The organism is Schauerella aestuarii, from assembly GCF_009866805.1.
In the GTDB taxonomy this organism is placed as follows: Bacteria; Pseudomonadota; Gammaproteobacteria; order Burkholderiales; family Burkholderiaceae_B; genus Schauerella; species Schauerella aestuarii.
In genome coordinates, this window is record NZ_SIZW01000037.1 from 15,857 (window position 1) to 40,559 (window position 24,703).

General features: G+C 63.1%; 28 protein-coding genes and 1 riboswitch. Of the genes, 15 read left to right on the forward strand and 13 right to left on the reverse strand.

Features of this window, described 5'->3' with window-relative positions:
* Window positions 1-4 precede the first annotated feature (4 nt).
* The 3 genes from EYW45_RS00790 to EYW45_RS00800 are packed head-to-tail and all read right to left on the reverse strand — an operon-like array spanning window position 5 to window position 2,787.
* Window positions 5-1,567 (reverse strand): sensor histidine kinase, encoded by a 1,563-nt coding sequence (locus tag EYW45_RS00790; protein ID WP_161133474.1) that lies wholly within the window; start codon window positions 1,565-1,567, stop codon window positions 5-7.
* Window positions 1,548-2,234: a response regulator gene (locus EYW45_RS00795; protein ID WP_161133475.1), complete on the reverse strand. Its 687-nt coding sequence runs from the start codon at window positions 2,232-2,234 to the stop codon at window positions 1,548-1,550. The genes EYW45_RS00790 and EYW45_RS00795 overlap by 20 nt, the downstream gene beginning before the upstream one ends.
* Window positions 2,215-2,787: an RNA pyrophosphohydrolase gene (locus EYW45_RS00800; protein ID WP_161133476.1), complete on the reverse strand. Its 573-nt coding sequence runs from the start codon at window positions 2,785-2,787 to the stop codon at window positions 2,215-2,217. The genes EYW45_RS00795 and EYW45_RS00800 overlap by 20 nt, the downstream gene beginning before the upstream one ends.
* 65 nt (window positions 2,788-2,852) lie before the next feature.
* On the opposite strand from EYW45_RS00800, the gene EYW45_RS00805 reads away from it, so the two are divergent.
* From EYW45_RS00805 to ybgF, 8 genes are all read left to right on the forward strand, one after another.
* On the forward strand, window positions 2,853-4,586 hold the full coding sequence (locus EYW45_RS00805; protein ID WP_161133477.1) for a proline--tRNA ligase: 1,734 nt from the start codon (window positions 2,853-2,855) through the stop codon (window positions 4,584-4,586).
* A 57-nt stretch (window positions 4,587-4,643) separates the two neighbouring features.
* Window positions 4,644-5,066, forward strand: coding sequence for a tol-pal system-associated acyl-CoA thioesterase (gene ybgC, locus EYW45_RS00810; protein ID WP_161133478.1), 423 nt, complete (start codon window positions 4,644-4,646; stop codon window positions 5,064-5,066).
* A 2-nt stretch (window positions 5,067-5,068) separates the two neighbouring features.
* Window positions 5,069-5,746, forward strand: a complete 678-nt coding sequence (gene tolQ / locus EYW45_RS00815; RefSeq protein ID WP_161133479.1) for a protein TolQ — start codon at window positions 5,069-5,071, stop codon at window positions 5,744-5,746.
* Entirely contained in the window at window positions 5,746-6,222 is a 477-nt protein-coding gene (gene tolR / locus EYW45_RS00820; RefSeq protein ID WP_161133480.1) for a protein TolR, read from the forward strand. The genes tolQ and tolR overlap by 1 nt, the downstream gene beginning before the upstream one ends.
* Window positions 6,223-6,277: 55 nt before the next feature.
* The gene (gene tolA / locus EYW45_RS00825) at window positions 6,278-7,480 is read left to right on the forward strand and encodes a cell envelope integrity protein TolA (RefSeq protein ID WP_161133481.1); all 1,203 of its coding nucleotides are present in this window, start codon (window positions 6,278-6,280) and stop codon (window positions 7,478-7,480) included.
* Between the two features lie 16 nt (window positions 7,481-7,496).
* Window positions 7,497-8,807, forward strand: a complete 1,311-nt coding sequence (tolB, locus tag EYW45_RS00830) for a Tol-Pal system beta propeller repeat protein TolB (RefSeq protein WP_161133482.1) — start codon at window positions 7,497-7,499, stop codon at window positions 8,805-8,807.
* Between the two features lie 35 nt (window positions 8,808-8,842).
* Window positions 8,843-9,349: a peptidoglycan-associated lipoprotein Pal gene (gene pal, locus EYW45_RS00835; protein ID WP_161133483.1), complete on the forward strand. Its 507-nt coding sequence runs from the start codon at window positions 8,843-8,845 to the stop codon at window positions 9,347-9,349.
* Between the two features lie 89 nt (window positions 9,350-9,438).
* Window positions 9,439-10,125 (forward strand): tol-pal system protein YbgF, encoded by a 687-nt coding sequence (gene ybgF, locus EYW45_RS00840; RefSeq protein WP_161133484.1) that lies wholly within the window; start codon window positions 9,439-9,441, stop codon window positions 10,123-10,125.
* A gap of 172 nt (window positions 10,126-10,297) precedes the next feature.
* Here the strand turns inward: ybgF and EYW45_RS00845 are convergent, their stop codons facing one another.
* Window positions 10,298-11,212 carry an EamA family transporter gene (locus EYW45_RS00845; protein WP_161133485.1) on the reverse strand — a complete coding sequence of 305 codons (915 nt, stop codon included), beginning with the start codon at window positions 11,210-11,212 and terminating at the stop codon, window positions 10,298-10,300.
* Between the two features lie 84 nt (window positions 11,213-11,296).
* On the opposite strand from EYW45_RS00845, the gene EYW45_RS00850 reads away from it, so the two are divergent.
* Window positions 11,297-12,118, forward strand: a complete 822-nt coding sequence (locus EYW45_RS00850) for an alpha/beta fold hydrolase (RefSeq protein WP_161133486.1) — start codon at window positions 11,297-11,299, stop codon at window positions 12,116-12,118.
* Between the two features lie 17 nt (window positions 12,119-12,135).
* Here the strand turns inward: EYW45_RS00850 and EYW45_RS00855 are convergent, their stop codons facing one another.
* Window positions 12,136-12,633, reverse strand: coding sequence for a GNAT family N-acetyltransferase (locus EYW45_RS00855; protein ID WP_161133487.1), 498 nt, complete (start codon window positions 12,631-12,633; stop codon window positions 12,136-12,138).
* Window positions 12,634-12,741: 108 nt separating this feature from the next.
* On the opposite strand from EYW45_RS00855, the gene EYW45_RS00860 reads away from it, so the two are divergent.
* The 3 genes from EYW45_RS00860 (at window position 12,742) to EYW45_RS00870 (ending at window position 14,614) form a co-directional block, all read left to right on the forward strand.
* Complete coding sequence (locus EYW45_RS00860; protein ID WP_161133488.1) at window positions 12,742-13,257, forward strand: MgtC/SapB family protein; 516 nt, start codon at window positions 12,742-12,744, stop codon at window positions 13,255-13,257.
* 2 nt (window positions 13,258-13,259) lie between these two features.
* Complete coding sequence (locus EYW45_RS00865; RefSeq protein ID WP_202444527.1) at window positions 13,260-13,871, forward strand: tRNA-uridine aminocarboxypropyltransferase; 612 nt, start codon at window positions 13,260-13,262, stop codon at window positions 13,869-13,871.
* Between the two features lie 95 nt (window positions 13,872-13,966).
* Complete coding sequence (locus EYW45_RS00870) at window positions 13,967-14,614, forward strand: carbonic anhydrase (RefSeq protein ID WP_161133489.1); 648 nt, start codon at window positions 13,967-13,969, stop codon at window positions 14,612-14,614.
* 80 nt (window positions 14,615-14,694) lie between these two features.
* Here the strand turns inward: EYW45_RS00870 and EYW45_RS00875 are convergent, their stop codons facing one another.
* Window positions 14,695-15,069 carry an MAPEG family protein gene (locus EYW45_RS00875; protein WP_161133490.1) on the reverse strand — a complete coding sequence of 125 codons (375 nt, stop codon included), beginning with the start codon at window positions 15,067-15,069 and terminating at the stop codon, window positions 14,695-14,697.
* Window positions 15,070-15,315: 246 nt separating this feature from the next.
* Between EYW45_RS00875 and EYW45_RS00880 the strand changes: the two genes are divergently transcribed.
* Window positions 15,316-16,080, forward strand: a complete 765-nt coding sequence (locus EYW45_RS00880; RefSeq protein WP_161133491.1) for an SDR family NAD(P)-dependent oxidoreductase — start codon at window positions 15,316-15,318, stop codon at window positions 16,078-16,080.
* Window positions 16,081-16,089: 9 nt separating this feature from the next.
* On the opposite strand, the gene EYW45_RS00885 is transcribed toward EYW45_RS00880, so the two are convergent.
* Together EYW45_RS00885 and EYW45_RS00890 are read right to left on the reverse strand one after the other, a co-directional pair.
* Window positions 16,090-16,839 (reverse strand): glutamine amidotransferase, encoded by a 750-nt coding sequence (locus EYW45_RS00885; RefSeq protein ID WP_161133492.1) that lies wholly within the window; start codon window positions 16,837-16,839, stop codon window positions 16,090-16,092.
* 147 nt (window positions 16,840-16,986) lie between these two features.
* Window positions 16,987-17,934 (reverse strand): AEC family transporter, encoded by a 948-nt coding sequence (locus EYW45_RS00890; protein ID WP_161133493.1) that lies wholly within the window; start codon window positions 17,932-17,934, stop codon window positions 16,987-16,989.
* A gap of 110 nt (window positions 17,935-18,044) precedes the next feature.
* Between EYW45_RS00890 and EYW45_RS00895 the strand changes: the two genes are divergently transcribed.
* Entirely contained in the window at window positions 18,045-18,785 is a 741-nt protein-coding gene (locus tag EYW45_RS00895) for a class I SAM-dependent methyltransferase (RefSeq protein ID WP_161133494.1), read from the forward strand.
* Here EYW45_RS00895 and EYW45_RS00900 read toward each other — a convergent pair.
* Both EYW45_RS00900 and EYW45_RS00905 read right to left on the reverse strand, forming a co-directional pair.
* Window positions 18,782-19,015, reverse strand: a complete 234-nt coding sequence (locus EYW45_RS00900) for a hypothetical protein (protein WP_161133495.1) — start codon at window positions 19,013-19,015, stop codon at window positions 18,782-18,784. The genes EYW45_RS00895 and EYW45_RS00900 overlap by 4 nt on opposite strands.
* Before the next feature lie 224 nt (window positions 19,016-19,239).
* Window positions 19,240-20,325 (reverse strand): calcium:proton antiporter, encoded by a 1,086-nt coding sequence (locus EYW45_RS00905; protein ID WP_161133496.1) that lies wholly within the window; start codon window positions 20,323-20,325, stop codon window positions 19,240-19,242.
* Between the two features lie 173 nt (window positions 20,326-20,498).
* Between EYW45_RS00905 and EYW45_RS00910 the strand changes: the two genes are divergently transcribed.
* Entirely contained in the window at window positions 20,499-21,815 is a 1,317-nt protein-coding gene (locus EYW45_RS00910; protein ID WP_161133497.1) for a PQQ-dependent sugar dehydrogenase, read from the forward strand.
* On the opposite strand, the gene EYW45_RS00915 is transcribed toward EYW45_RS00910, so the two are convergent.
* The 3 genes from EYW45_RS00915 to mntP all read right to left on the reverse strand — a co-directional run bounded on the left by EYW45_RS00915 (window position 21,802) and on the right by mntP (window position 24,421).
* Window positions 21,802-23,166, reverse strand: coding sequence for a PepSY-associated TM helix domain-containing protein (locus EYW45_RS00915; RefSeq protein WP_161133498.1), 1,365 nt, complete (start codon window positions 23,164-23,166; stop codon window positions 21,802-21,804). The genes EYW45_RS00910 and EYW45_RS00915 overlap by 14 nt on opposite strands.
* A gap of 85 nt (window positions 23,167-23,251) precedes the next feature.
* Window positions 23,252-23,725 carry a DUF2946 family protein gene (locus tag EYW45_RS00920; protein ID WP_161133499.1) on the reverse strand — a complete coding sequence of 158 codons (474 nt, stop codon included), beginning with the start codon at window positions 23,723-23,725 and terminating at the stop codon, window positions 23,252-23,254.
* A gap of 114 nt (window positions 23,726-23,839) precedes the next feature.
* Window positions 23,840-24,421 carry a manganese efflux pump MntP gene (gene mntP / locus EYW45_RS00925; protein WP_161133500.1) on the reverse strand — a complete coding sequence of 194 codons (582 nt, stop codon included), beginning with the start codon at window positions 24,419-24,421 and terminating at the stop codon, window positions 23,840-23,842.
* Between the two features lie 14 nt (window positions 24,422-24,435).
* Window positions 24,436-24,610: riboswitch (yybP-ykoY riboswitch) on the reverse strand.
* Window positions 24,611-24,703 lie beyond the last annotated feature (93 nt).

Genomic DNA, 24,703 nt, shown 5'->3' on the forward strand with positions numbered 1-24,703 from the left:
GAGGTTATGAAAAATCGTTGGGGATGGTCAGACGGCGCGTGGCGGCAGCCTGAGTGGGGGCCAGCGGCAACCAGATCGAGGCGCGCAGTCCGGTCGATCCGGCGTCATTGGGATCGCCCGCCGAGAGCTCGACATCGCCGCCGTTGCGTCGCATATAGGCACGCGCGATCGCCAGGCCGAGACCGGATCCTTCGGCCCGGCCGGCCCCCTTCTCCAGCCCGATCCGATCGAAGCGCGCAAACGCGCGGCCGTAAAAATGTTCCGACAAGCCCGGCCCGTTATCGCACACCGACACCTCGCCCCGTATCCCGTTGCGGCGGGCAGAGACGGTGATGCAGGCACTGACTGGCGCATAGTTGATGGCATTGTGAATGAGATTGGACAGGGCCTCGCGCACCTCGACGTCCGAGGCGAACACCGGCACGCCGTCCGCGGCCAAGCCTTCCAAGGCACCGGCTTCGTCTGTCTGACAGGCATCGATCCAGCCGAGATCCTGCCGCTTTTCGTGCGCCAGCGGATAGAACTCCAGCACCACTTCACGGGCAACAGCATTGAGATCGATGCGCGACCGATCGACGGTTTCCTGTTGGTTGGCGTGAGCCAGCGCGAGCAACTGTTCGGTGAGACGGCGGGCGCGGCGCAACTGCACCACGATGCCCTCCAGACTTTCGCGTGCCTGCGCCGGATCGGCCGCGCGCAATGCGTACTGCGCTTGCGTGAGCATCACGGCGATCGGCGTGCGCATCTGGTGCGAGGCGTCCGATAGAAATTGGGTTTGCGCATCCAGCACGCGGCGGTGGCGTTCGATGTGATGATTCACCGCGTCGACCAGCGGCTTGACCTCTTGCGGCACCTTGTCCGCATCGAGCGGCGTGAGGTCGTCGCGCGACCGGGCATGCACATCATCACGCAGCCGCTGCAGCGGGGCGAGCGCCCAGGCCACGCCCAGCCAGACCAGGATCACCACAAGCGCCAGCATCCGGCCATCGCGCAGCAGCTCCTGCTTGCGGGCTTCGGCCTCGACTTCATTGCGCTTGCCCACGCTCTCGGCCACCATGATGAGCACGCTGCGCTTGATCCTGTTGCGATAGAAATCGCGTCGGATCGCCACCACCCGCACCGGATCGGCGCGATAGACAGCGTCGAAGAACAACGGCTCACCTGAAATATCGGGCCATCGTCCCGGCCGCGGAAAATCCGGCATGCCCATGAGCACCGCGCCCGCCTGCGCCACCCCGGCCGGATTGGCCGCCTGCTCCGGCGGGACTTCCTCCACGCGAAAATACTTGCGCAGCCCCGCCCTGGATTCGAGCATCACCTGCGCGTAAAGCGGGGTGATGATGCGCAGCGTGTCGGATTCGTCGAATTCGACGCTGCTTTCGAGCACGCGCGCCGGCTCGAGCAACGCCGCATCGTAGGCATCCTCGGTGATTTCCGACAGCATGTGGTAGTCGTTGACGCTGTCGATGACCAGCAGCGCCACCACGCCCGGCAGCAGCAGGGCGATCAGGAGTGCGCGGATGCCGAAGCGATGCCGGAACGTGAGTTCAGGCAGGCGTGCTTTCACTCGCGCCGCTTTCGAGCATGTATCCCAGACCGCGCACGGTCACGATGTGCACGTCGCTCCCCGTAAGCTTCTTACGCAGCCGATGCAGCACGACCTCGATCGCATCGGGATTGGCCTCGCTATCGTGGTTGAACACCTTGCCGAACAACTGCACCTTCTCGACCGGGAAGCCGCTGCGTGCCAGCAAGGCATGCAGCGCGGCATGTTCGCGCGGTGTGAGGAACAACAAGGTGTCGCCCAACGAGAACGCCCGGCTCTCTTCATCATAAGAGAGCGACCCACAGTGCAGGCGGGCCGGCTGGCGGCCGCGGCTGCGGCGCACGAGCGCGGCCACGCGCGCTTCGAGCTCTTCAAGCGCGAACGGCTTCGTCAGGAAGTCGTCGGCGCCGATATTCAGACCGCGCACGCGGTCGTGCAGCGAGCCTTGCGCGGTCAGGAGCAGCACCGGGGTGAGGTCGTTGCGGGCGCGCATTTCGCGCAACAGGACCAAACCGTGTTTATCCGGCAACCGCAAATCCATGATGATGGCCTCATAATCATTGTCCGCCATCAACATCTCGGCACTCGCCGCATCTGCGGCGTGGTCCGGCAAAAACCCACTTTGCGCCAGTGCACGCACCAGCCATGACGCCATATCGCGTTCATCTTCAACCAGCAATACGCGCATGTTCGTCCTGAACGTCGGAAGTTTCTTCGGAATTACGCTGGCCATGAACGCGCTGACGCAAGTAGCGCGTCTCGTGCTGCCGCCGGAACAATATCGCCGACAGCTCGTTCAGGGCCTGCGTGTAAACGTCGCGCTTGAACTCGATCACCGCGTCCAGCGGCACCCAGTACTGACTCCAACGCCAGGCGTCGAACTCAGGATGCTGCGTGGCGCGCAGCCGCACGTCGCAGTCGCGGCCTGTGAGCCGCAACAAAAACCAGATCTGTTTTTGCCCTTTGTAGTGGCCACGCCACTCCCTTCGGACAAAATGATCCGGCACGTTATAGCGCAACCAGTCGCGTGTGCGCCCCAAAATGCGGACATGCTCGGGTTTCAACCCCGTTTCTTCGTGAAGTTCGCGATACATCGCCTGCACCGGGCTTTCGCCGTACTTGATGCCGCCCTGCGGGAACTGCCAGGCATGTTCCCGGATGCGCTTACCCCAGAAGACCTCGTTTTTCGTGTTGACGAGAATGATGCCGACATTGGGGCGGTAGCCTTCCCGATCGAGCATGGGCCACCCCCACCGAATTCAATACAATGACGTCTGATTATACGTATCTGCCGTCCACTGACACTATGCGCGCCTCAAACTATCACCTAAACACACTAAAAGAAGCGCCTTCCGAGGCCGAAGTTGCCAGCCACCAGCTCATGACCCGTTCGGGCATGATCCGCAAACTTGCGGGCGGCATCTATTCCTACATGCCTTTGGGCTTGCGCGTCATCCGCAAGGTCGAGGCCATCGTGCGCGAAGAGATGAACGCCGCCGGCGCCATCGAACTGCTCATGCCGGTGGTGCAACCCGCCGAGCTATGGCAGGAATCGGGCCGTTGGGAGCAATATGGCCAGGAACTGCTACGCATCAAGGATCGCCACGGGCGCGACTTCGTGCTGCAGCCGACCTCGGAAGAAGTCATCACCGATATCGCGCGCAATGAAATCCACAGCTGGCGCCAGTTGCCGGTCAATTTCTATCACATCCAGACCAAATTCCGCGACGAGCGCCGGCCCCGTTTCGGCCTGATGCGCGGGCGTGAGTTCACGATGAAGGACGCGTATTCGTTCGATCGCGACGAAGCGTCCGCTCAGGCAAGCTACGATCGGATGTACGACGCCTACATGCGCATTTTCACGCGCCTGGGGCTGACGTTCCGCGCCGTCGCGGCCGACACGGGCTCGATCGGCGGCACGCGCAGCCACGAATTCCAAGTCATCGCCGATACCGGTGAGGACTTGATCGTCTACAACCCCGACTCGCAGTACGCCGCCAATATCGAATTGGCGCAAGCACCCGTGCTGATCGCGGAGCGCGCCGCGCCCACGGCACCGATGGTCGACACCCCCACGCCGGGCGCTGCCCGCTGCGAAGACGTGGCCGCCTTCCTGAACGTGCCGCTCGAACAGACGATCAAGTCGATCGTGCTGGCCTCGGAGCCGGAAGCCGGCAAGGTGCAGATCTGGTTGCTGTTGCTGCGCGGCGATCACATGCTCAACGAAATCAAGGCGGCCAAGGTGCCGGGCTTGAACGCGGGCTTCCGTTTCGCCACCGAGAGCGAGATCGTCGACCATTTCGGCTGCAAGCCGGGCTATCTCGGTCCGGTCAATACCACCCTGCCCGTGCGCGTGGTCGCCGACCTGACGGTAGGCAACATGAGCGACTTCATCTGCGGCGCCAACCACGCCGATGCTCACCTGGTCGGTGTGAACTGGGGCCGCGATCTGCCGGAACCCGAATTCACCGTCGATCTGCGCAACGTGGTCGAGGGCGATGCGGCCCCGGATGGCCCGGGCAAGCTGGCGATGCAACGTGGCATCGAAGTGGGTCACGTGTTCTTCCTCGGTTCGAAGTACTCCGAAGCGCTGAAAGCCACCTATCTGGACGACACCGGCAAGCCGGCACTGTTGCAAATGGGTTGCTATGGCATCGGCGTCACCCGGATCGTGGGCGCCGCGATCGAACAGAACCACGATGCTCGGGGCATTATCTGGCCGAAGGCGATCGCGCCCTTCCAGGTCGTCATTTGCCCGGTTGGATTCGGTAAAAGTGAAACTGTTCGTGACACCGCCGTGCAACTGTACGAGACCCTTGCTGCACAAGGCGTGGACGTCATTCTCGACGACCGCGATACCCGCCCCGGCGTGATGTTTGCGGAGTGGGAATTGATCGGCGTACCGCTACGTGTAACAGTTGGAGAACGCGGGCTCAAGGATGGTGTGGTGGAATTGCAAGCTCGTCGTCAGGAAACCGCTACCAAGGTCTCCCCCGCCGAGGCTGCAGACACCGTTTTGGCCATGCTGGCATCGCTGTAAGCCCCACACGTCGGGCGTTTCGATTGACTTTGCGCGTAGGGCAACCTGTTTACATTTATGCCGACTGAAATGCCCGCCGAGGCGCTGTTCGACATCCGGGTCTATTACGAAGATACCGATGCGGGCGGCGTCGTCTACTACGCCAACTATCTCAAGTTTCTCGAACGGGCCCGCACCGAATGGTTGCGGGAGCTCGGCGTGTTTCAATCGGAGCTGCGGGCGGCCACGCAACGCATCTTCGTGGTCAACGCGCTCGATATGGCCTACCGTAAACCCGCCCGATTGGATGATAGGTTGACCATCCATAGTCGTATTACCCGTTTGGGCCGGGCTTCGATACACTTCGCGCAAGCCGCTCGGCGAGACGGGGAACTGCTCGCCGAAGGCACCATCCAAGTGTGTTGCGTCGATGCGGCAAGCCTGCGGCCAGCTGAGATTCCTCCAGAAGTTCTATCAATACTGAAATCCATTCAGGAATAACCATGCCAGTCACCAGCGACATGTCGTTGCTTTCTTTGATTACCCAGGCCAGCCTTCCGGTACAGCTGATCATGCTGATGCTGCTCGGCATTTCCATCATGTCCTGGACGTACATCTTCGCCAAGCGCTTTGCGCTGCGCAAAGCAACCACGCAGACCCGCCGTTTCGAAGACGACTTCTGGTCGGGCGGCGATCTTTCGATGCTGCAGCAGGCCGTGGCCAGCCGCCGCGCCGAACAAGGCGCGCTCGCGCGTATTTTCGACGCCGGCATGACCGAGTTCCTGAAAGCGCGCCGCTCCACGCCCAACGATCCCGTTGCCGTGCTCGATGGCCCGCGCCGCGCCATGCGGGCGGCTTACCAACGCGAGATGGACGTCCTCGAATCGCATCTGAACTTTTTGGCTTCGGCCGGCTCGGTCAGCCCATACATCGGCCTCCTGGGTACGGTGTGGGGGATCATGCACGCGTTCATGGGTCTGTCGAACATGCAGCAAGCCACGCTGGCGGCTGTGGCCCCGGGGATTGCCGAGGCGCTGATCGCCACCGCGATCGGTCTGTTTGCCGCCATCCCTGCAGTGGTCGCCTATAACCGCTTCACCAACGACATCGACCGCATTTCGATCCGTTTCGATGCCTTCGTCGACGAGTTCCTGAATATTCTGCAACGGCAGGTGCGCTAATGCCCTCGGTACGTTCCAACAGCCGGCATGGCCGCCGGATGAAAAGCGATATCAACGTCGTGCCTTATATCGACGTGATGCTGGTATTGCTGATCATCTTCATGGTCACCGCTCCGCTCGTCACGCCTGGCATGATCGAGTTGCCCTCGGTGGGTCAGGCGGCCGAAGTGCCGTCCACGCCGCTCGAGGTGCAAATCAATGCCGACGGCAATCTCGCGCTGCGGATGCGCGAAGGTGGCGCCATGCCCCAGGATATCGCCCGCGGCGACCTGATTTCGGCCGTGAAGGCGCGCATCACGGCGACCACGCCCGTGGTGATCGCAGCCGACGGCAAGGTGCCCTACGAATCAGTCGTGAAGGTCATGGACGAGCTGCGCGGCAGCGGCGTGACCCGCCTGGGACTTTTGGTCGACCAGAGCGCCGGCGGCAATCAGCCGCGCCCCACGACCCAACAGCAACCGGCGGTCAAGCGCTAACGCGCGACTGCGACGTGGCCGCCCTCGCGACGGCCCGATCCGTACTATCCAGGACATGACGCCCTCACTCCCTCCGCACGGCACGCCGCCCGAACCGCCACCCACCCAGGACAACCGCAAGGCCTTGGGGCTCGCGGTCGCGGTTCACCTGCTGCTCGTGATCGTCCTCTTCTTCGGACTGGACTGGCATACCGAAAATCCGGGCCCGGTTCAGGTCGAACTCTGGGCCGATGGCGTCTCGCCCGACGCCAAGCCCGAACCGCTGCCAGAACCCGAGCCGCAACCCGAGCCCACACCGCCGACGCCCACGCCGCCGCCCCCAACGCCTGCGCCGGAGCCTGAACCGGCCCCGGCACCCACCCCCCCGCCCGCTCCGACGCCGCCGCCCAAACCTGCGGTGCAGCCCGAAGCCGTGCCGGACCCTGAAATTGCGCTCGAAGCGCAGAAGAAGAAGCGCGAGCAGGAAGAGAAGGCGCGCGAAGCCGCCGAGGCTGCGCGCGAGAAAGCCCGCATCGAAGAAGCTCGCCAACAGGCTGCGCGTGAAGAAAAACAACGTTTAGACAAAGAACAGAAAGCCGCTGCCGAAAAAGCAGCCGCCGAGAAGGCTGCCAACGAAAAAGCGGCGGCGGAGAAAGCGGCCGCTGAAAAAGCAGCGGTCGAAAAGAAAGCCGCTGCCGAGAAAAAAGCGGCTGCCGATAAGGCTGCCGCCGAAAAAGCAGCGGTTGAAAAGGCAGCGGCTGAGAAAGCCGCTGTGGCCGAAAAGGCCGCTGCCGAGAAGGCTGCCGCAGAGAAAGCGGCCGTAGAGAAGAAGGCGGCGGCCGAAAAAGCCGCCGCTGAAAAAGCGGCTGCGGAGAAGAAAGCGGCAGCGGCCAAGGCGGCTGCGGCGGACAAGGCGCTGCGCGATGCCATGCGTGGCGACGTGCTCGGCGCAGCCGGTCTTCCGGGCGGCACGGCCGACCGAAATCAGGCCGGTGGCGGTCGGGATAGTGGTTATGGCGCAAAAGTTCGCGCTTGCGTGCGTCCAGGTGTGCAATTCCCCACACCTGCCCGTAGCGGATCGGCCAATCCTACGGCAGAATACCGGGTACAGTTGCGTACCAACGGTGAGGTGTCAGGCGTAAATCTGACGCGCTCATCCGGCAACGCCGGCTTTGATCGAGCCGTCGAAACCGGTATCCGCCGATGCAACCCGTTCCCGAAGCCGTCCACGGGCATTTTCGAGTCGGTAATCGACGTGATCTACAGAATGTACGACTGACAGGAGAACACCCCTTATGAGTTCCGCATATCGCCGAATGGCCGGCACGTGGCGCGCTTACGCGACCCTCGGCCTGATGATGCTGCTGACTGCCTGGATGGCTGCCACGCCGGTCCATGCCCAGTTGCGCGTGGACATTTCCGGTACGGGCGCAACCCAGTACCCGATCGCCATTGCTGATTTCGCCGGCGACGATGCCCGCGGCCGTGCCATCGCGGAAGTCATCCGCGCCGACCTGACCCGTACGGGTCAATTCCGCCTGATCAGCGCCGCCAATTCGGGCCTGACGGTCGACTCGCAGATCGCGCATGACGACTGGCGCGGCCGTGGTGCCGATTTCCTCTCATACGGCAGCGTCAGCCGCTCCGCCGACGGCCGCTACGACGTGCGCTTCCGCCTGGCCGATACGGTCAAGAAAGGCCAATTGGACGGCGTCGCGTTCTCGGGCACCGAGCAGGAACTGCGCCGTGTCTCGCACCAGATCGCCGATCGCATCTACGAAAAGATCACCGGTGTGCGCGGCGTTTTCTCGACCCGCATCGCCTACGTGCTCAAGCGTGGCGACACCTACGAATTGCAAGTGGCAGACGCCGACGGCCAGAATCCGCAAGTCGCCCTGCGCTCGCGTGAACCGATCATTTCGCCCGCCTGGGCGCCCGACGGTTCGAAGCTCGCCTACGTGAGCTTCGAATCTGGCAAACCTGTTGTTTATTCGCACACGCTGGCCACCAGCGCGCGCGTGCCTGTTGCAAATTACAAAGGCAACAACAGCGCCCCGGCCTGGTCGGCCGACGGCAGCCAGTTGGCGGTTGCGCTGACGCGCGACGGCCTTTCGCAAATCTATACTTTGAGCGCCAGCGGCCAGAATTTGCGCCGTGTGACGCGCTCCCCGGGGATTGACACCGAGCCGGCGTTCACCCCCGACGGACGTTCTTTGATGTTCACCAGCGACCGCAGTGGCGGCCCGCAGATCTACCAAGTCGGTGTCGACGGTAGTGATGCGCGCCGGATCACTTTTAACGGAAGTTACAACATCTCACCCCGAATTTCCCCCGATGGATCGACGCTGCTGTACGTTGCAAGACGAGATGGCGCGTTCAAGATCGCTTCGTTGAACCTGGCCAGCGGAACCGAAACCTTGTTGACTGATGGTCGTGACGATCAGTCCCCGAGCTTCGCTCCCAATGGCATGCAAGTCCTCTATGCCGCTTCGCAAGGTGGCCGCGGGGTGCTGGCAGGGGTCTCGAGCGATGGACGTGTTCGTCAGACGCTTTCGGTACTGAACGGGGAAATACGTGAACCAACTTGGGGCCCTTTTACCCGATAAAACACGTGTGACTCTCTTTACACAAAGGAAATATCATGAGATCGCGCATTGCCAAAAGCTTTACCATCGCCGCATTTGCAGCAACCCTGGCGGCTTGCAGCTCCGTCCCCCTGGACGATCAAGCCGGTAACGCTGGCGGCAGCACAGGTTCAGGAATGGGCGGTTCGTCCGGCCAAGTCATGGACCCCTTCAACCCGCAGAGCCCCTTGGCGCAACAGCGCTCGGTGTACTTTGACTTCGACAGCTACTCGGTTTCCGACCAGTACCGCAGCCTCGTCGAAATGCACGCTCGCTACTTGGCCGGCAATGGCCAACAGCGCGTGAAAGTCGAAGGCAATACCGATGAACGCGGTGGCGCTGAATACAACTTGGCTCTGGGCCAACGTCGTGCAGACGCAGTGCGTCGCATGATGACCTTGCTGGGCGTGAACGACTCGCAAATCGAGACGATCAGCTTCGGTAAGGAAAAGCCGACGTCGACGGGTTCGTCGGAATCTGATTACGCCGAAAACCGCCGCGCTGATATCGTCTATCAGCGTTAAGCAGGTCGCGTAGCAGGAAATGCCCCACGCGCGTCGGAACGGTCTAAGATCGTTCCGACGCTTTTTTACTTTTTAGCCTCCGGATGACTATGCACGTTTCTTTCCAGTCGTTTCGCCCCCTGACCATCGCCGCGGCCGTGGCCGTGATGCTCGCCAGCGCGCCCGCGCACGCTTTCTCGGACGATGAAGCGCGCAAAGCCATTCTCGATCTGCGCCAGCAAGTGCAGCAGATGAACGAGCAAAACGCTCGCGCCCGCCTGCAACTGGCCGATCAGATGCAGTCCATGCAGCAGGAAGTGATGCAATTGCGTGAGCAGCTCGAACTGGTATCGCGCCAGCAGCCGAGCGCCAATCAGCAAGCGCAGCAACAGCAGCAGGCCAATGGCCCCGCCGCCAACGATCCGCAAGAACAGGCGGCATACGATGCCGCGATCGACCAGTTCCGCACCGGTCGCTACAAGGAAGCGGGTGATGCGCTGAACGGCTTCGTGTCGGCCTACCCCAATAGCCCGCTCAAGCCGACGGCGCAGTTCTACCTGGGCAGCAGCCGCTACGCCACCAAGGATTTCAAGGGTGCGATCACCCAAATGCAGCAAATGGTCGAGCAATCGCCCAACAACGAGCGTGCGCCTGATGCATTGCTCGTGATTGCCGGCAGCCAGATCGAAACGAATAACCGTGCCGGCGCCAAGACGACACTGCAGCGCATCGTGCGCGACTATCCCTCGTCGCCCGCTGCCAGCACGGCCAAAAACCGCCTGACGCTGCTGCAGTAAGTTCCGCGGCACGCTTCATGATGAAGGAACGGACTGCATTGCAGTGCGTTCCTTTTTTTTTGTGCGCCGGCAGCGCGTTCGAGGATCACCGGATTCGATCTCGGGAGGATCACCGGATTCGATCTCGGGAGGATCACCGGATTCGATCTTGGGAGGATCGCCCGATTCAATCTCAGGCCGTGACTGCGGTGATCACGATCACGACTGCGCCGGCGACGATCAGCAGAATGCCGCCCAGCTCCCGGCGCGATGCCGATTGCGCGAAGATGCGCCGCGACAGCAGTTGTGCAAACAGCACCTCCACCAGACCCAGCGTGCGCACATTGGCGGCGGCCGTCAGCGCGAAGCCGAGAAACCAACCCTGCGACGCGCTCGCACCGAGCAGTCCGCCCAACAACGACGTGCGCCATGCCCGCAAGCAGGGACCGATCAGCGATCGTTTGAAGCACACCATCCACGCCACCAGCATCGCGACCTGAATCCCCAGCGACCACACCAGCGTGTAACTGGCGCGCATCGCAAACGAGCCGCTCTCCAGCGTGAGGATAGCGCCGCGAAAGCCCACGGCCGAGAAGGCGAAGAAAGCACCCGAGGCGATACCGAAGACCGCGGGACGCCAGTCGGAAAAGGCCTGCGCCCCCATTCCCGGCTTGGTGGACATCAGCACCACGCCGACCGTGGCCACGATGATCCCCGCAATGCTCCAGAGGGAGAGCGGATCGCTCAGGACCACCAAGGCGAACACCGCCACCTGGATGGGCTCGGTTTTGGTCCACGCCGTGACCACGACGAAGGCCCGCTCGCGCATCGCGGCCAGCATGAGCGCGGTAGCGGCGATCTGCGCGGCGGCGCCGCCCGTCGCGAAGAGCAGGTAGCGGCCATTGACGCTGGGCCACGCATCGCCCGTGATATGCGTGACGATACTCAAGAAAAGCAACGCGAAGGGAAACCCGTAAAGAAAGCGAACCTGAGTGGCCCCCAAGGTGCCCAGCCGCTCGGTCAGGCTGCGTTGGACGGCGTTGCGTCCCGCCTGCGCAGCCGCAGCAAAGAGGGTGACGGGGATCCAGAGCCAGGCAAGTTCGTTCATGGCCGCCAGTGTATCGCGGGGTCCGCCGCCAGACCGCTAAAATCACCGTTCGACTTCATGCGGCTACGGCCGATTCTGCCTGCCATGCGCGCCGACTTTACGCCCGACCTTCACCACTACGCGCTGCCCGATTACACGCTGACGTACACCGATACCGGCTCGGGGCCGCTGCTCTTGCTGGTGCACGGCTCGCTCTGCGACTGCCGATACTGGAAATCCCAGATCGTGACCTTGAGCCGCAGCCATCGCGTCGTGGCCGTGAATCTGCGCCATTACTGGCCGCAGGAATGGACGCCGGAAGGCGGGCCATTCTCGATCGACCGCCATGCGCAAGATTTGCTTGGCCTGATCGATCATCTGGCCGCAGGCCCTGCCCATGTGGTGGGCCATTCGCGCGGCGGCAGCGTGGCCCTGCACATGGCTGTGCTGGCACCCCAAGCCATCGCCACACTCACGCTGGCCGATCCTGGCGTGGGGCACGCCGATCGCAGCGACCCGCGCGGCGCTTTTCGCCACGACGCCATGGCGCTGATCCAGCGCGGCGATGTGGATGCCGGCCTGGCGCTCTTCATCGATGCCGTCAGCGGACCCGATACATGGCGCCGCATGGTGCCGTGGTTTCAGGAAATGGTGCGCGAGAACGCGACAACGCTGCTTGCGCAAACCGCGGAGCCGCCGTTCAGGCTGGACGCGGCCACGATTCAATCGCTCGCCATGCCGATGCTGTTGGTGGGCGGCGCACTCAGTCCACAGCCCTATCCCGCCACGCTCGATCGTCTGGAAGGGCTACTGCCGCAAGCGTCACGCGTGACGATCGCGGGGTCGTCTCACGGCATGAATCTGGGCAATCCGCGGGTGTTCAATGCCGCGGTGGCGGATTTCGTGGCTGCGCAGTCGGCGGTCTGACGGCACGGGTTGACGCCTCAGGTGTCGTGCAGGTTTTTCTGCAGGAACGCGAGATCGAGCCAACGGCCAAATTTGCGACCCACTTGCGGCATCAGTCCCGTTTGCACGAACCCGGCACGCCGGTGCAGCGCGATCGATGCTGTGTTTTGCGCCTCGATACCCGCCACCATCACATGCAACTCTGCCGCCCGCGCGCGTTCGATCACGGCATCGAGCAACTGCCGCCCCAGGCCGCGGCCTTGCGCGTCGGGTCGCACATACACGGAATGCTCGACGGTATTGACGAAACCTTCAAACGGCCGGAAATCGCCATAGGAGGCGAAGCCCAATATGGTTTCGCCCTCCGCGGCGACGATGACGGGAAAACCGCGCGCTCGGCGGTCGTCCATCCATCGCTGGCGCACGTCGTTCGTGACCGGTGTCTCGGTCCAGAGCGCCGTCGTGTGAAGGATGGCATGATTCGTGATATCCACAATACCGGGTACGTCGGCATCGACCGCATCGCGCAACAACATGGGTACATCCCGCAAAATATTCGATTCGCGCCATCATACCGGCTGGTGTATTCAAGCAGGCCATCACGCGCGTGCTCAACGTCGAGCTGATCAACGGAGCGTTTCCACATGACGGATACATGGGACATCGTGCGCGCCGCACTGGCGCAAGAGTTCTCGGACATCACCGACATCGGTGAAGCGGTGCGCATCATCGTACGCCTGACCGTGGCTGGCGTGTTGGCCGGCATCATCGGCTACGAACGCGAGGCGAGCGGCAAACCCGCCGGTTTGCGCACGCATATTCTGGTCGCCCTGGGCGCTGCGCTCTTCGTGCTGGTGCCGGCGCAGAGCGGCATGCGCATCGAAGATCTGAGCCGTGTGCTGCAAGGGATCGTGGCAGGTATCGGCTTTCTGGGCGCGGGTGCGATCATCAAACTCAGCGACGAGCGACGCATCAAGGGGTTGACCACCTCCGCCAGCATCTGGATGACGGCGGCCATTGGCGTGGCGGCCGGCATGGGCCGTGAAATGACGGCCATTCTGAGCACCCTCTTCGCGCTCTTCGTGCTTGCCGTCTTGCGCCACGTGGAGGTGCGTGTGGCACGCCGCCGCACGGCCGAAGATATCGACAACGAGGTGTGAGCGTGCGCACTCGCTGCCCTCATTGCGCGATGCTGACGGCGCAATGCGTATGCGCGCTCGTGGCACCCATCGATAACCGCACGCCGGTGCGTGTGCTGCAGGATCCCCGCGAAAGCACACATGCGTTGAATACGGCACGCTGGGTTGCGTTGGGATTGCGCCATGCCGAGATCGTCACTCGTGCAACCTTCACCCCCACGGACTGGACCATTGCCGGGCGGCAATCGTTGCTGCTCTATCCGGCAGAGGCCGATGGCGCGACGGGGCCGCCCGTCACGTCGCCGCTCACCCTGATCGTACTGGACGGCACGTGGAAGCAGGCCGCAGGCATGCTGAGGCGCCATCCTGCCTTGCTTGCCCTCCCCCGATTCGGTCTGGCACCCAAAGACGTGTCCGCTTACCGCCTGCGCAAATCGCCCCGCACCGACGGGCTATCCACGGTCGAGGCCGTGGCGGCGGCGCTCGATCTGCTCGACGCCCCCCAACGCCACGCAGCGATGCTGCGGCCGTTCCATGCGCAGGTGGATGCGCAGATTCGCACCCAACTTGTTGCGATGGGCGAAACCGCGTTTCGCCACAATTATCCGCACATAGACATTGAGAATATGGTGTGAATCCGCCAGGGCGTTGTCATCCACTGCGGGTAAAATAGCGGGTTCGGGCGCGATTTGCCCGAACACGACTTATCTTTTCGGAGGACCGAACGACAATGCTTCCCGAACGATTACAGCAGGGATATCAAGCGTTTCTCGACGGCCGCTTTCCAAGCGAGCGCAGCCGTTATAAGCGGCTTGGCGAAAAAGGCCAGCAACCCAACACCATGGTGATCGGCTGCTGCGACTCGCGCGTCTCGCCTGAAGCCATCTTCGATGTGGGTCCGGGCGAACTCTTTGTAGCCCGCAACGTGGCCAATCTGGTGCCGCCTTACGAGCCCGATACCGATTCTTACCATGGCGTGAGCGCCGCCATTGAGTTTGCGGTCAATGGGCTGAATGTCGAGCACATCGTCGTGCTCGGCCACGCGTCATGCGGCGGGATCGGCGCGTTTTACGACAGCGCCCAACCCCTCGCCAAGGGTGACTTCATCGGCAAATGGATGTCGCAGATCGCGCCGGTCGCCGATAAGCTCGACCGTACCGCCGGCGATCGCAAAACGAACATCCGCGCGTTGGAAATGGCGGTGGTGGGTCACAGCATCGAGAACCTGATGACGTTTCCGTATATCAGTCAACGCGTCAAAGCCGGCACCTTGCAGCTCCACGGTGCCTATTTTGGCGTCGCCACGGGTTTGCTGTTCATTCGTGACCCGGAAACGGGCGAGTTCTCGCCCTGCGTCGACGTGAAGCTGGATGAATAAGTCTTGCTGAGCGCGTAAGCCTCGCAGCGGGCGCGGTGTGCACACACCGCGCCCGTTTGCTTTCTACAAGCGGTAGCCGCTCAGCCGCCGCTGAACAAGATCGCCACGTTGATCACCAAGCCCAGCGTCCACGCGATGGAGCGCAACGTGCCTTTGCCTTTGAGGTAAAGCGCCAGATACACCAGCCGGACGATCACATACGCGATCATCAGATTGCGCAGCTGCGGTAGATCCACATTGCGATACAGCGCGAACAGCACCGCCGCATAGAAAAACGGCAACCCCTCGAAGAAATTGGTTTGCGCGGCATTGGCGCGTGCGCGCCAACCTTCCTGCTTTTGCAGCCAGGCGCGCGGGTTGTCGTTATCGAAACTCTTGTCACCGGCTTTCGCAATGCCGGTGGCAAGGAACGGCAAGGCGGCAGCGATCAACATCAGCCAGGCAATCGTAGTCATGGTGGTCCTTCAGTAAGCAAACACATTCAGGCAAAACACGTTTTGGCGGCACGCCGGCGGCGTGCCGTCGGGGCGTCGTCGCTCATCCTACCCGAGCCGGGCCCATTCGGGCGCGCGGGTTGCGAACACGAGGCCCGAGGTATCGGACGTGCGAGATCCCTGATTGCCGCGCAAGGACCACGCCCGCACGCACGATCCACATCCTAAAGCTGTGCGCGGGCAGCAATCTCTATCGGGAAATACGCAATGCATCGTTTTGAAAACAAGGTCGTGATCGTGACCGGCGCGGGTTCAGGTATGGGTCGCGCCACTGCCGCGCGATTTGCGCGCGAAGGTGCGCATGTGGTGCTGGTAGGCCGTACCGCCGCAAAACTGGAAGATGTGGCCGCCAGCCTGGAAGGCGACCGCGCACTCGTGTGTGCTGCGGATGTGTCCAAACCGGAAGATGTGCAGCACATCGTCGCGTCGACCCTGAAGGCGTTCGGTCACATCGACGTCCTCGTGAACAACGCCGGCGTGGCGGCACAAGGCAAGATTCCAGACGCTTCGCTCGAGGACTGGAAAAAGGTGATGTCGATCGATCTGGACGGCGTGTTCTATATGTGCCGCGCCGTCATTCCGGAACTGATCAAGACCAAGGGCTCGGTAATCAATGTGTCGTCGGTGTCCGGCATCGGTGGCGACTGGGGCATGGGTATCTATAACGCTGCCAAGGGTGCGGTGACGAACCTCACGCGTGCGATGGCGCTGGACCACGGCCCTGACGGCGTGCGCATCAATGCCGTCAATCCGTCGCTGACCAAAAGCGAGATGACCGCCGACATGTTCGACGACAAGGTCCTGATGGCGAAGTTCAAGGAGCGCATCCCGCTGGGACGCGCCGCCGAGGCCGAAGAGATTGCCGACGTGATTGCGTTTCTCGCCAGCCACGACGCGCGCTTCATTACCGGGGTGAACCTGCCGGTGGATGGCGGCCTCTCGGCATCGAACGGTCAGCCGCCGCAGGCTTGAGAGGCGCCGTCAGACGACGCTTGCCATGGGTGCGGAGGCGCTTGGCAACGCAGCCCACACATCCCGCAGGATCTGCAAGGCTTGTGGCGTGGGACCGACCTCGGCCAGCATCCTGGCAACGTCCAGGCCACGCGCAAGGTGCTCGGCCTCGCGTCGTTTGATGACCGCACCCATGATCTCGGCGCGGAATTCGGGATGGAACTGCACCGATAGCGCCCGAGGCCCGACGCGCACGATCTGATGCGGATCGTGATCGGTTGCGGCCAAGGCGACCGATCCCGGGGCCAGTTCGACCACGGTTTGCATGTGCGTGAGATTGACCTGAAACGATGCCGGCAAATCGCGTGTGGCCTCATCGCCCGCCGCCGCCGGCAGCAAGCTCACCGTGCGCCGGCCAAGCTCGATACCCGCTGGGTGGTAATCCACCACACCGCCCAGCGCATGCGCCATCAGTTGATGGCCATAGCACACGCCCAGTAGCGGCATATCCACATCCATCGCATCGCGTATCCAGCCTGCGGTGCGCTCGCTCCAGTCGGCACGGTCGGTGACCATCGCCCACGAGCCGGTGATCACGGCAGCGCCCACCGAGGCGGGCTCGGGCAACGCTTCGCCCGCGTAGGGACGCACCACCTGGACCGCATCGGGCAACACGCCAAGGGCGTGGCAGAACCAGTCGGGAATATCGCCGAAATCGGCTTGCAGATCGTCGGGCGCAGCGCCCGTTTGAACAATCAGGAACGGTTTGGAGTGAGACACGGTGACGCAACCAGTGGGCGGGGTGGTAGGAATGAACGGCGGGTGGGTGTGGACGGAATTTTAATGCTGCGCGCGACGTCCGATGTGACCTTTACATTCGGCCCATCGCGCAAGCCCTCGTTGCTGGCGCGCGGATGACGCACCGCTTCAAGGCAGCGTCTGCGCCAGCACCCACAGCAAACCGGCGACGGTCGCGACCGACATCAAGGTAGAGATCAAGATCGCGCGCGAGGTACTGGCTGCGTCGCGCCGGTACAGCTCGGCCAGCATGAAGGGGCCCGTGCCTGTGGGCAACGCGGCAAGCAACGTGACCGCTGCCGTCTGCACGGGCGCCAGCCCGAAAACGAAATGCGCCAGGGCCCAGGTCAAGGCGGGATGCACCACCAGCTTGGCCCACACCATCGGCGCGACGCCCTCGGTGCGGCGCGTTTCCTGCCCACGCCGATCGGCGAGAAACAAGCCGAGCGCGATCAAGGCGCACGGCGACGCCGCCGCGCCCAACAGGTCGATGAACCGTTCGAACGCGTCCGGCAAAGGAATGCCGGTGCCATCCACCACGGCACCGGCGAGCGGTGCCAGCAGCAACGGATTGCGCGCCAGCGCCCGGGTCACCCGCCACGCCACGCGCCAAGGCAGGCGTTCCGTTTGCAATCCAATCTCGACCAACACGATGGCGGCGGCGAACAGCACGCATGCCGTGAGCATGATGGTGAGCGTGGCAGCGGCCAGGCTGGGGGGGCCGAACGCTGCGGCGCAAAGCGGGATGCCCATGAAACCCACATTGGCGTAGGCCGCATTCAGCCCGTCGAGCGCAGCATCGGCCAGCGGACGTCCGCGCCGCTTGCCCCACGCAACGGCGACGGTGAAAACGATGATGCAACTCAAGCCGAAAGCGCCGATTACACCGGGTTGATACAGCGCTTCCCAAGACGCATGCGCGACCAGGTCGAACAGCAATGCAGGCAGGGCCAGATACACCACCAATCGATTGATTTCGCGGGTGGCATAGGGCCCGAAGATGCCCCCCAAACGGCACAGATAGCCCACAAGAATGAGGGCGAAGATGGGCAGGACGACGGATAAGGTCGTGAACATATTGAAACGTGGGTTTGGCTTACTATGGGCAAGCGAGCAAGCGATGGAGCATACCAGTGCGCGCTCGCCCCCATTTGTTATCGTTGATGCGAATCGACAGGAGGAACCGCATGTTCGTGAAGGCCAAGCTGTTGCGCGCCCCGTTAGCTGAACTCGGTGCATCCGGGTGGCGCATGCTGGGTTCCGCAGGCGGCGCAGCCCGCTCGGCGGCCGATCGTGCGGCCCGCAGCAACCTCTGGCTGGCCGAACGTCTGCGGTTTTACGATGCGTGGCGCAGCAATCCTCAGGGTATCGGTGCCATCGCCCCGTCCAGTCGCGCACTGGGGCACGCGATCACGCGCCACCTCGATCCCGATTGCGGACGCGTGATCGAACTCGGCAGCGGCACCGGCGTGTTTACCCGCGCGATGATCAAGCGCGGCATTCCCGAACAGGACCTGGTGCTCATTGAATTCGACGCGGCTTTCGCCACCTCACTCGCCCGCGATTTTCCCTTGGCCGAAGTGCATCGCCTCGATGCCGGCCGATTGGTGGAGCGTGGGGTATTGGCTGACGGCATCGCCGGCGCCACGGTGTGCGGCCTGCCGCTGTTGAATATGTCGCTGCGCCAGCAGATCCGCATCGTGCGCAGCGCGTTTGCACTGATGCATCCCTCGGCCGCGTTCTATTTATTCACGTATGGCGTGCGTTGCCCGGTAAGCCGCCGCGTACTGGACCGGCTCGATCTGCGGGCACGTAAAGTGGACATCGTGATTGCCAATGCGCCGCCGGCGCATGTCTGGAAGTTGAGTCGCCGTGGTGCCGCCGTGCGCCGCATCGGTGCGCCACGCACCGATTCCGGCACCCACTAACGCACCAAGGCGGCGCGCCAGAAGTTGAGATCGCCGGAGATGGCGAGTTCGGCCACCCGCGTACCATCGGCCAACAGCGGCACAGCGCCGCTGCTCAAATCGCAAGCCGCAAGCTCAGGCGTTGCGTAGCGCCCAAGCGACTCGCCGTCATAAATCAGCCACCACTGGGCGTCCACAAACAGGATGTGGAACGGGCCATGGGCGGTGTCGAAGGTGTAGCAAGTGTGCATGATTTCAGAGAACGTCGACCCGGCGGAAAGCACCGGCGCGCCCCTGGGTGCAAACAACGTGCCTGGCTACGGATTTTGGACGTCTCCTAAGGGTTGATCCTAGCCGTTTCAGGGTTAAACCCTAGACGATGCCCGCAACGTCTGCCGCGCCAACGCACGCCCGCCATCGCACACCCAATTTCGAGCGGCGCGATTCCAGCCGTTGCAAGCCGACCCACCGAGCGCTACAGGCCCAGGCCCAACAGCATCAAGAATGTGGCGAACAGCGCGAAGTGCGTCATGCCCTCGATGGCGTTGGTTTGGCCATCGTTGAGATTGATGGCGGCGACGATGAGCGTGATGAATACCATCACGGTCTGCAAGGGGGTCATGGCCATTTCGAAGGGCTGTCCGGTGAAAAGCGCAATGGCCTCCATGACCGGCACCGTCAGAATTACGGTCGACAGCGATGCGCCCAAGGCGATATTGACCACGGCCTGCATGCGATTGGCCAGCGCCGCGCGCAAGGCGGTCAAAATTTCGGGACCGGCAGAAATGGCCGCCACCACGATGGCGAGAATCGTCATCGGTGCGCCAGTGCCTTCGAGTCCCTCGGTCAGCGATGCGGACATCATCTCGGCCAGGAAACCGATCACCACGATGCCGCCCACCATCACGCCGATCGTGAAGGTGCGGCTCGGCTGCGCTGCCATATCGGTGCGTACCCGCCGCTTTTTCTCGGGATAGCTGTAGCTGAAGAAGTAGCTGTGCGGCCCGGTTTGCATCCGCAGGAACGCGCCATACAGCAATAGCATCGCCAGGATGGTGAAGCCCGAATACGCCTGCCAGGCCGTATGCGGGATGAACTCGGGCACCACCATCGAAATGCCCATTGCCGTCATGATCATCACGCTATAGGTACGCGCGCTGTCGTCGTTGTAGGACTGCTCGCCGTGCTTCAAACCGCCCATCAGCGCGGCCAGCCCAAGGATGCCGTTGATATCGAGCATCACGGCGGCGTAGATCGTGTCGCGCACCAGGGTTGGCGACGGTGCGTGCATCATCATGATGCCCAGCACCACGACCTCCACCAGCACGGCGGATAGCGTCAGAATCATCGTGCCGTAGGGATCGCCTACCTTTTCGGCGAGGCGCTCGGCGTGATGCGCCACACGAATGGATGCGGCCAGAATTGCGACAATCAGGATTGCCGCAGCGATCAGCGCGGCGGCGCGTCCGGCATCCAGAAAATACGGCTCGAGCACGAAGCCCGCCACCCCGACCGCGATCGCTATCAACAGCAACCGCTCTTCGCGCCAGACTTCCCGCATTGCCAAACCATTTTTAAATATCGACCCGGGAAGTGTAGTCCCAACGCGCGCATCATTCCGTTTTCAGAGGAACTTTTCAAACCGTTTTCCATCGCGATGTTGCGGGTTTGCGCACTGCTGAAATAGGCACGCGGATTGCATTCCGGCGCGTTCCGCTCGCACTGGACACAACAATGAAACCCTCCCTTTTGATTTGCGCGCTGGGGGTGGCCTTCGCCGCTCCGGCGCTCGCGCAAAATGCGCCGAACGCCTACACCGCCGCCGACGGCTACGGTGCCACCCCCACACTGCCCGCGCCCGACACGTCGCACAAGGTGCAGAACTTCTCCACGCAAACGCAATGGCCCGAAGGCAAGATGCCGACGGCACCCAAAGGTTTCACGGTCACGCCGTTTGCCGCCGATCTGGACAGCCCGCGTTGGTTGTATGTGCTGGAAAACGGTGACGTGCTGGTCGCCGAAGCGCGCACCAAGCCCAAGGCCACCGAGAAACCGGAAGACGTCGAAAAATCGGGCAATCAGCGTAAATCGGGCACCATCACCGGCGGCAGCCCGGATCGCATCACCCTGCTGCGCGATACCAATCGCGACGGCCGCGCCGATGAACGGCATGTGTTGCTGGACGGGCTCAATCAACCCTTCGGCATGGTGGTGATCGGCGATGCGCTGTTCGTGGGCAATACCGACGGCGTGATGCGTTATCCGTTCAAGGCAGGTCAGACGCGCATCGATGCCGCCGGCGAAAAGATCGTGACGTTGCCCGCAGGCGGCTACAACAACCATTGGACGCGCAATCTGACGACGAACCGCGATCGCAGCAAACTGCTGATCTCGGTTGGCTCGGCGTCCAATGTGGGCGAACACGGCATGGACGAAGAAAAGCGGCGTGCCAATATTCTCGAAACGGATCTGGACGGCAAAAAAGAGCGCGTGTACGCCGCCGGCCTGCGCAACCCCAACGGGATGGATTGGGAGCCCACGTCCGGCGCGTTGTGGACCGCCGTGAACGAGCGCGACAACCTGGGCGATGCGCTCGCGCCCGACTACATCACGTCGGTACAGGATGGCGGTTTCTACGGCTGGCCCTACAGCTACTGGGGCAAGCATCCCGATCCGCGTCTGAAGGGCGCAGGCCGCGAGCTTGTCGATCGTTCGATCACACCCGATTTCGCCTTGGGTGCGCACACCGCGTCGCTGGGACTGACGTTCTACCGCGGCGACGCCTTCCCGCAGGGCTACCGCTCAGGCGCCTATGTGGGCCAGCGGGGCTCGTGGAACAACAGCACGTTCGTCGGCTACAAGGTCGTCTTCGTGCCGTTCAAGGACGGCAAACCGAGTGGCGCCGCGCAGGATTTCCTGACCGGGTTCATGGCCGATGCCAAGACGGGCGAGACCTACGGCCGCCCGGTGGGCGTGGTGCAGGACGCCGCAGGCGCCCTGCTGGTGGCCGACGATACGGGCAACCGCATCTGGCGCGTCAGCGCGCAGTAGCCACCACCCGCGCAGGGCGCGTCGCCACACGGTCGATCACCCACATGACCACCAGCGACGCGCCCATCAGCGGGAAGATGATGCCGCCCACGACGAGCAGTGTCAGCACGCCGCGCAATGCACGGCGATCGGCAGGCGGCGCCGGCACGCCAAGCCCACCGGCGGGCCGGCGCATCCACCACATCATGCCCGCAGCCACGCAGAACAGCACAATGCCCACGCACGCCAAGGCCAGGACGATCTGATTCACAAGCCCGAACTCCTGCCCCATGTGAACGTTGATGCCCCACTCCAGCCCTTTACCCAACGGGCCGTAGTCGGCGTAACCCATATCCAGCAAGACTCGCCCGGTGTAGCGGTCCAGATGCACCACCCGTTGCTGCGACAGATCGTTGGGGTACACCGATCCGGTGTACACCCCGTGCGGGCCGCTGGGGAGCGCAATGGCATAGCCGGGCGCCAATCCCAACTGCTTGAATGCGGCAACGGCCCGATCCAGCCCGAAGGCCTCGCCACTGGTGGCCGGCGCCGACGACATCGGCATCTTGGCCTGTTCCATCGTCCAACTGGTGTGGCCTTGGTGCGCCAGATGCTCGTCGGACATCGGCACGGCGACGCGCACGCCTGCGGGATAGCCGAAGTTGCTGCCGTTGGCCCACTGATTGACCTTGCCGCCCCACACCAGCGACCAAGGCATGCCGGTGGTGGCGAGAAAGAGGATGAAGACGGCCAGCACGCAACCGCCCACCGCGTGCACATCGCGCCAGAACACCCGTTTGGACGGCGTTCCGCGCACGGTGATGACGCCGGCCCGCCGCCCTCGTGGCCACCAGAGATACAGGCCGGTCAACACCAGCATGATGGTCCAGCCTGCGGCGATCTCGATCGCACCGTTGGCGATCGGGCCGAAGTAATCGAGGCTGTGCAACCGCCTGACCACCCCCATGATCGTGCCCTTGTCGGGCAAAGTGCCCAACACGTGTGCATCATAAGGATCGACGTGAACGATCTGGCGCTCGCCGTCGGGCGCACGGATCAGCACCTGTGCGGCGCTCGCGGGCGTGGCGGGTGGCGTGTATCGGCCTGCCACGCCAGGCTGCGCGGCCTGTGCTGCGGCGAGCAATTGCGACGCGGGCAGGGGCGCATGATCGCGTACCGCGACGGTTTTCAGATCGCGATACCAGTAGCCGTCGATTTCTTTTTGAAAGAGATAAAGCCCGCCGGTGAGGCTGAGCAAAATGAGGAAAGGCAGGACGAGCAGGCCGGCGTAGAAATGCCAGCGCCAGACCGCGCGATAGATGTCGCCGGTGCGCGGCGCATCCGCGATGGCCGATTCGGCAGTGGGTTGCATGATGAAAAATCCTCGATGACCGGTATGCCGCAGGCGCGCGGCATGGAATGATCGCCACGGCACAGGGCCGCGGCGAGCGACGCATTCAAACGGTGATCGAGGGCGGTGCGCGGGAGCCCAGCGGTGGCGCGCGCGGCGGGGGCAGAATGTGTTGCGACGACGTGACCGGTGCCAGCAGCGCGACGCGAACCGGTACGGTAAACATCGGCGCGGCCTGGAGGCCACCGACAAACGGCTGCACGACCGCCACGGCAAACGGGCAATCCTGGCCCGCATGCATCATCGTGTCGTGATGCGTGTCGTGATGCGTGTCGTCCTGCATCTGTGCCACATGATGGGCATCGGCCTGCGTGGCGACCACGCCGGCAGGCACGTCCCCCCGATCCCCTGCGGCCACGTGCATCGCCATCGGCATCGGCATCGGTCCCGCGCTGGCGCACAGCACCAGCGCGAACCAACGGTCGCGCGACTGATCCAGATCGGGCATGTAGCCGGACGGAATGAACCCGCGCAGCAAGATGCACAGCAGCGCCAGTCCGGCCACGCCACGCAGCATCATGCGGCGCGATCCGAAACGGATGCGCGGCAAGCGGCGTGAAGGACAGAAAAGCGACATGGCAAAGCAGAAAAACGTAAGGGCGATCAACCTGCGGACGATCCATCCGCGGACCAATCAACCCGTCACGGCGGGCGCCGTCAGATGTTCGAACAGGATAAGCCCGCCAATGCCGATCAGGATAACGCCTCCCATGATCTCGGCACGTCGGCCAACGATGTTGCCCAGCACGCGGCCCAGCATGACGCCCACCGTTACCATCAACATGGTGGCCACGCCGATGGCGGCGGCCGTGGGCAGGATGTCGACGTCGATGAATGCCAGACCTACGCCGACCGCCATGGCGTCGATGCTGGTGGCGAAGGCCGTCACGGCCAACACCGCGAAGGAATGGCGCTGGGGCTTGTCTTCCGCTTCCTGCTTGGGAGCCGTCAGGCCGGCCTGGATCATGCGCACGCCCAGAACGGCCAACAGACAGAAGGCAATCCAATGATCGAAGCGCGCGACATATTGCGAGGCGGCCAAACCGAAGGCCCACCCGATCACCGGCGTGATGGCTTCGATCACGCCGAAGATGAGCCCGGTGCGAAGCGCCTCGCGCAGACGTGGCTTGTGCAAGGAGGCGCCTTTGCCGATTGCCGCGGCGAAGGCGTCTGTCGACATGGCGAGCGCCAGCAACAGGGTGGATGCGAGGTTCATGGTGAGTGCTTCCAGATCGGGCATGAATAACCAAGGCACGCAGGACGCACCCCGACCTACGTCGCGTCCGCACGCCATTGGTCTCGCCAACCTGAATCAGTTGCTCGCACCACAGTGTTGTGTACACCGAGTATGTTGACACGAGCGCTTCCGGGGATCGGAAGCCGGCTACTCCCCAAATACGAGGCGCGAGTTTAGCACGCAAAAACCGCGTTTTTTGCAGTGTCCCTGACGGCCTCATGCATTTGGCTGAAAATCGAAATTATCCTTTTATAGCAACAG

What these genes read in the sequence shown, in the direction of transcription:
- EYW45_RS00910 (WP_161133497.1), top strand. Translation starts at nt 20,499, where the DNA reads ATGAAACCCTCCCTTTTGATTTGCGCGCTGGGGGTGGCCTTCGCCGCT.
- tolA (WP_161133481.1), top strand. Translation starts at nt 6,278, where the DNA reads ATGACGCCCTCACTCCCTCCGCACGGCACGCCGCCCGAACCGCCACCC.
- EYW45_RS00850 (WP_161133486.1), top strand. Translation starts at nt 11,297, where the DNA reads ATGCGCGCCGACTTTACGCCCGACCTTCACCACTACGCGCTGCCCGAT.
- mntP (WP_161133500.1), bottom strand. Translation starts at nt 24,421, where the DNA reads ATGAACCTCGCATCCACCCTGTTGCTGGCGCTCGCCATGTCGACAGAC.
- EYW45_RS00870 (WP_161133489.1), top strand. Translation starts at nt 13,967, where the DNA reads ATGCTTCCCGAACGATTACAGCAGGGATATCAAGCGTTTCTCGACGGC.
- EYW45_RS00875 (WP_161133490.1), bottom strand. Translation starts at nt 15,069, where the DNA reads ATGACTACGATTGCCTGGCTGATGTTGATCGCTGCCGCCTTGCCGTTC.
- ybgF (WP_161133484.1), top strand. Translation starts at nt 9,439, where the DNA reads ATGCACGTTTCTTTCCAGTCGTTTCGCCCCCTGACCATCGCCGCGGCC.
- EYW45_RS00895 (WP_161133494.1), top strand. Translation starts at nt 18,045, where the DNA reads ATGTTCGTGAAGGCCAAGCTGTTGCGCGCCCCGTTAGCTGAACTCGGT.
- ybgC (WP_161133478.1), top strand. Translation starts at nt 4,644, where the DNA reads ATGCCGACTGAAATGCCCGCCGAGGCGCTGTTCGACATCCGGGTCTAT.
- EYW45_RS00795 (WP_161133475.1), bottom strand. Translation starts at nt 2,234, where the DNA reads ATGCGCGTATTGCTGGTTGAAGATGAACGCGATATGGCGTCATGGCTG.
- EYW45_RS00905 (WP_161133496.1), bottom strand. Translation starts at nt 20,325, where the DNA reads ATGCGGGAAGTCTGGCGCGAAGAGCGGTTGCTGTTGATAGCGATCGCG.
- tolB (WP_161133482.1), top strand. Translation starts at nt 7,497, where the DNA reads ATGAGTTCCGCATATCGCCGAATGGCCGGCACGTGGCGCGCTTACGCG.
- tolQ (WP_161133479.1), top strand. Translation starts at nt 5,069, where the DNA reads ATGCCAGTCACCAGCGACATGTCGTTGCTTTCTTTGATTACCCAGGCC.
- EYW45_RS00900 (WP_161133495.1), bottom strand. Translation starts at nt 19,015, where the DNA reads ATGCACACTTGCTACACCTTCGACACCGCCCATGGCCCGTTCCACATC.
- EYW45_RS00805 (WP_161133477.1), top strand. Translation starts at nt 2,853, where the DNA reads ATGCGCGCCTCAAACTATCACCTAAACACACTAAAAGAAGCGCCTTCC.
- tolR (WP_161133480.1), top strand. Translation starts at nt 5,746, where the DNA reads ATGCCCTCGGTACGTTCCAACAGCCGGCATGGCCGCCGGATGAAAAGC.
- EYW45_RS00880 (WP_161133491.1), top strand. Translation starts at nt 15,316, where the DNA reads ATGCATCGTTTTGAAAACAAGGTCGTGATCGTGACCGGCGCGGGTTCA.
- EYW45_RS00915 (WP_161133498.1), bottom strand. Translation starts at nt 23,166, where the DNA reads ATGCAACCCACTGCCGAATCGGCCATCGCGGATGCGCCGCGCACCGGC.
- EYW45_RS00855 (WP_161133487.1), bottom strand. Translation starts at nt 12,633, where the DNA reads ATGTTGTTGCGCGATGCGGTCGATGCCGACGTACCCGGTATTGTGGAT.
- EYW45_RS00920 (WP_161133499.1), bottom strand. Translation starts at nt 23,725, where the DNA reads ATGATGCTGCGTGGCGTGGCCGGACTGGCGCTGCTGTGCATCTTGCTG.
- EYW45_RS00860 (WP_161133488.1), top strand. Translation starts at nt 12,742, where the DNA reads ATGACGGATACATGGGACATCGTGCGCGCCGCACTGGCGCAAGAGTTC.
- EYW45_RS00800 (WP_161133476.1), bottom strand. Translation starts at nt 2,787, where the DNA reads ATGCTCGATCGGGAAGGCTACCGCCCCAATGTCGGCATCATTCTCGTC.
- EYW45_RS00845 (WP_161133485.1), bottom strand. Translation starts at nt 11,212, where the DNA reads ATGAACGAACTTGCCTGGCTCTGGATCCCCGTCACCCTCTTTGCTGCG.
- pal (WP_161133483.1), top strand. Translation starts at nt 8,843, where the DNA reads ATGAGATCGCGCATTGCCAAAAGCTTTACCATCGCCGCATTTGCAGCA.
- EYW45_RS00890 (WP_161133493.1), bottom strand. Translation starts at nt 17,934, where the DNA reads ATGTTCACGACCTTATCCGTCGTCCTGCCCATCTTCGCCCTCATTCTT.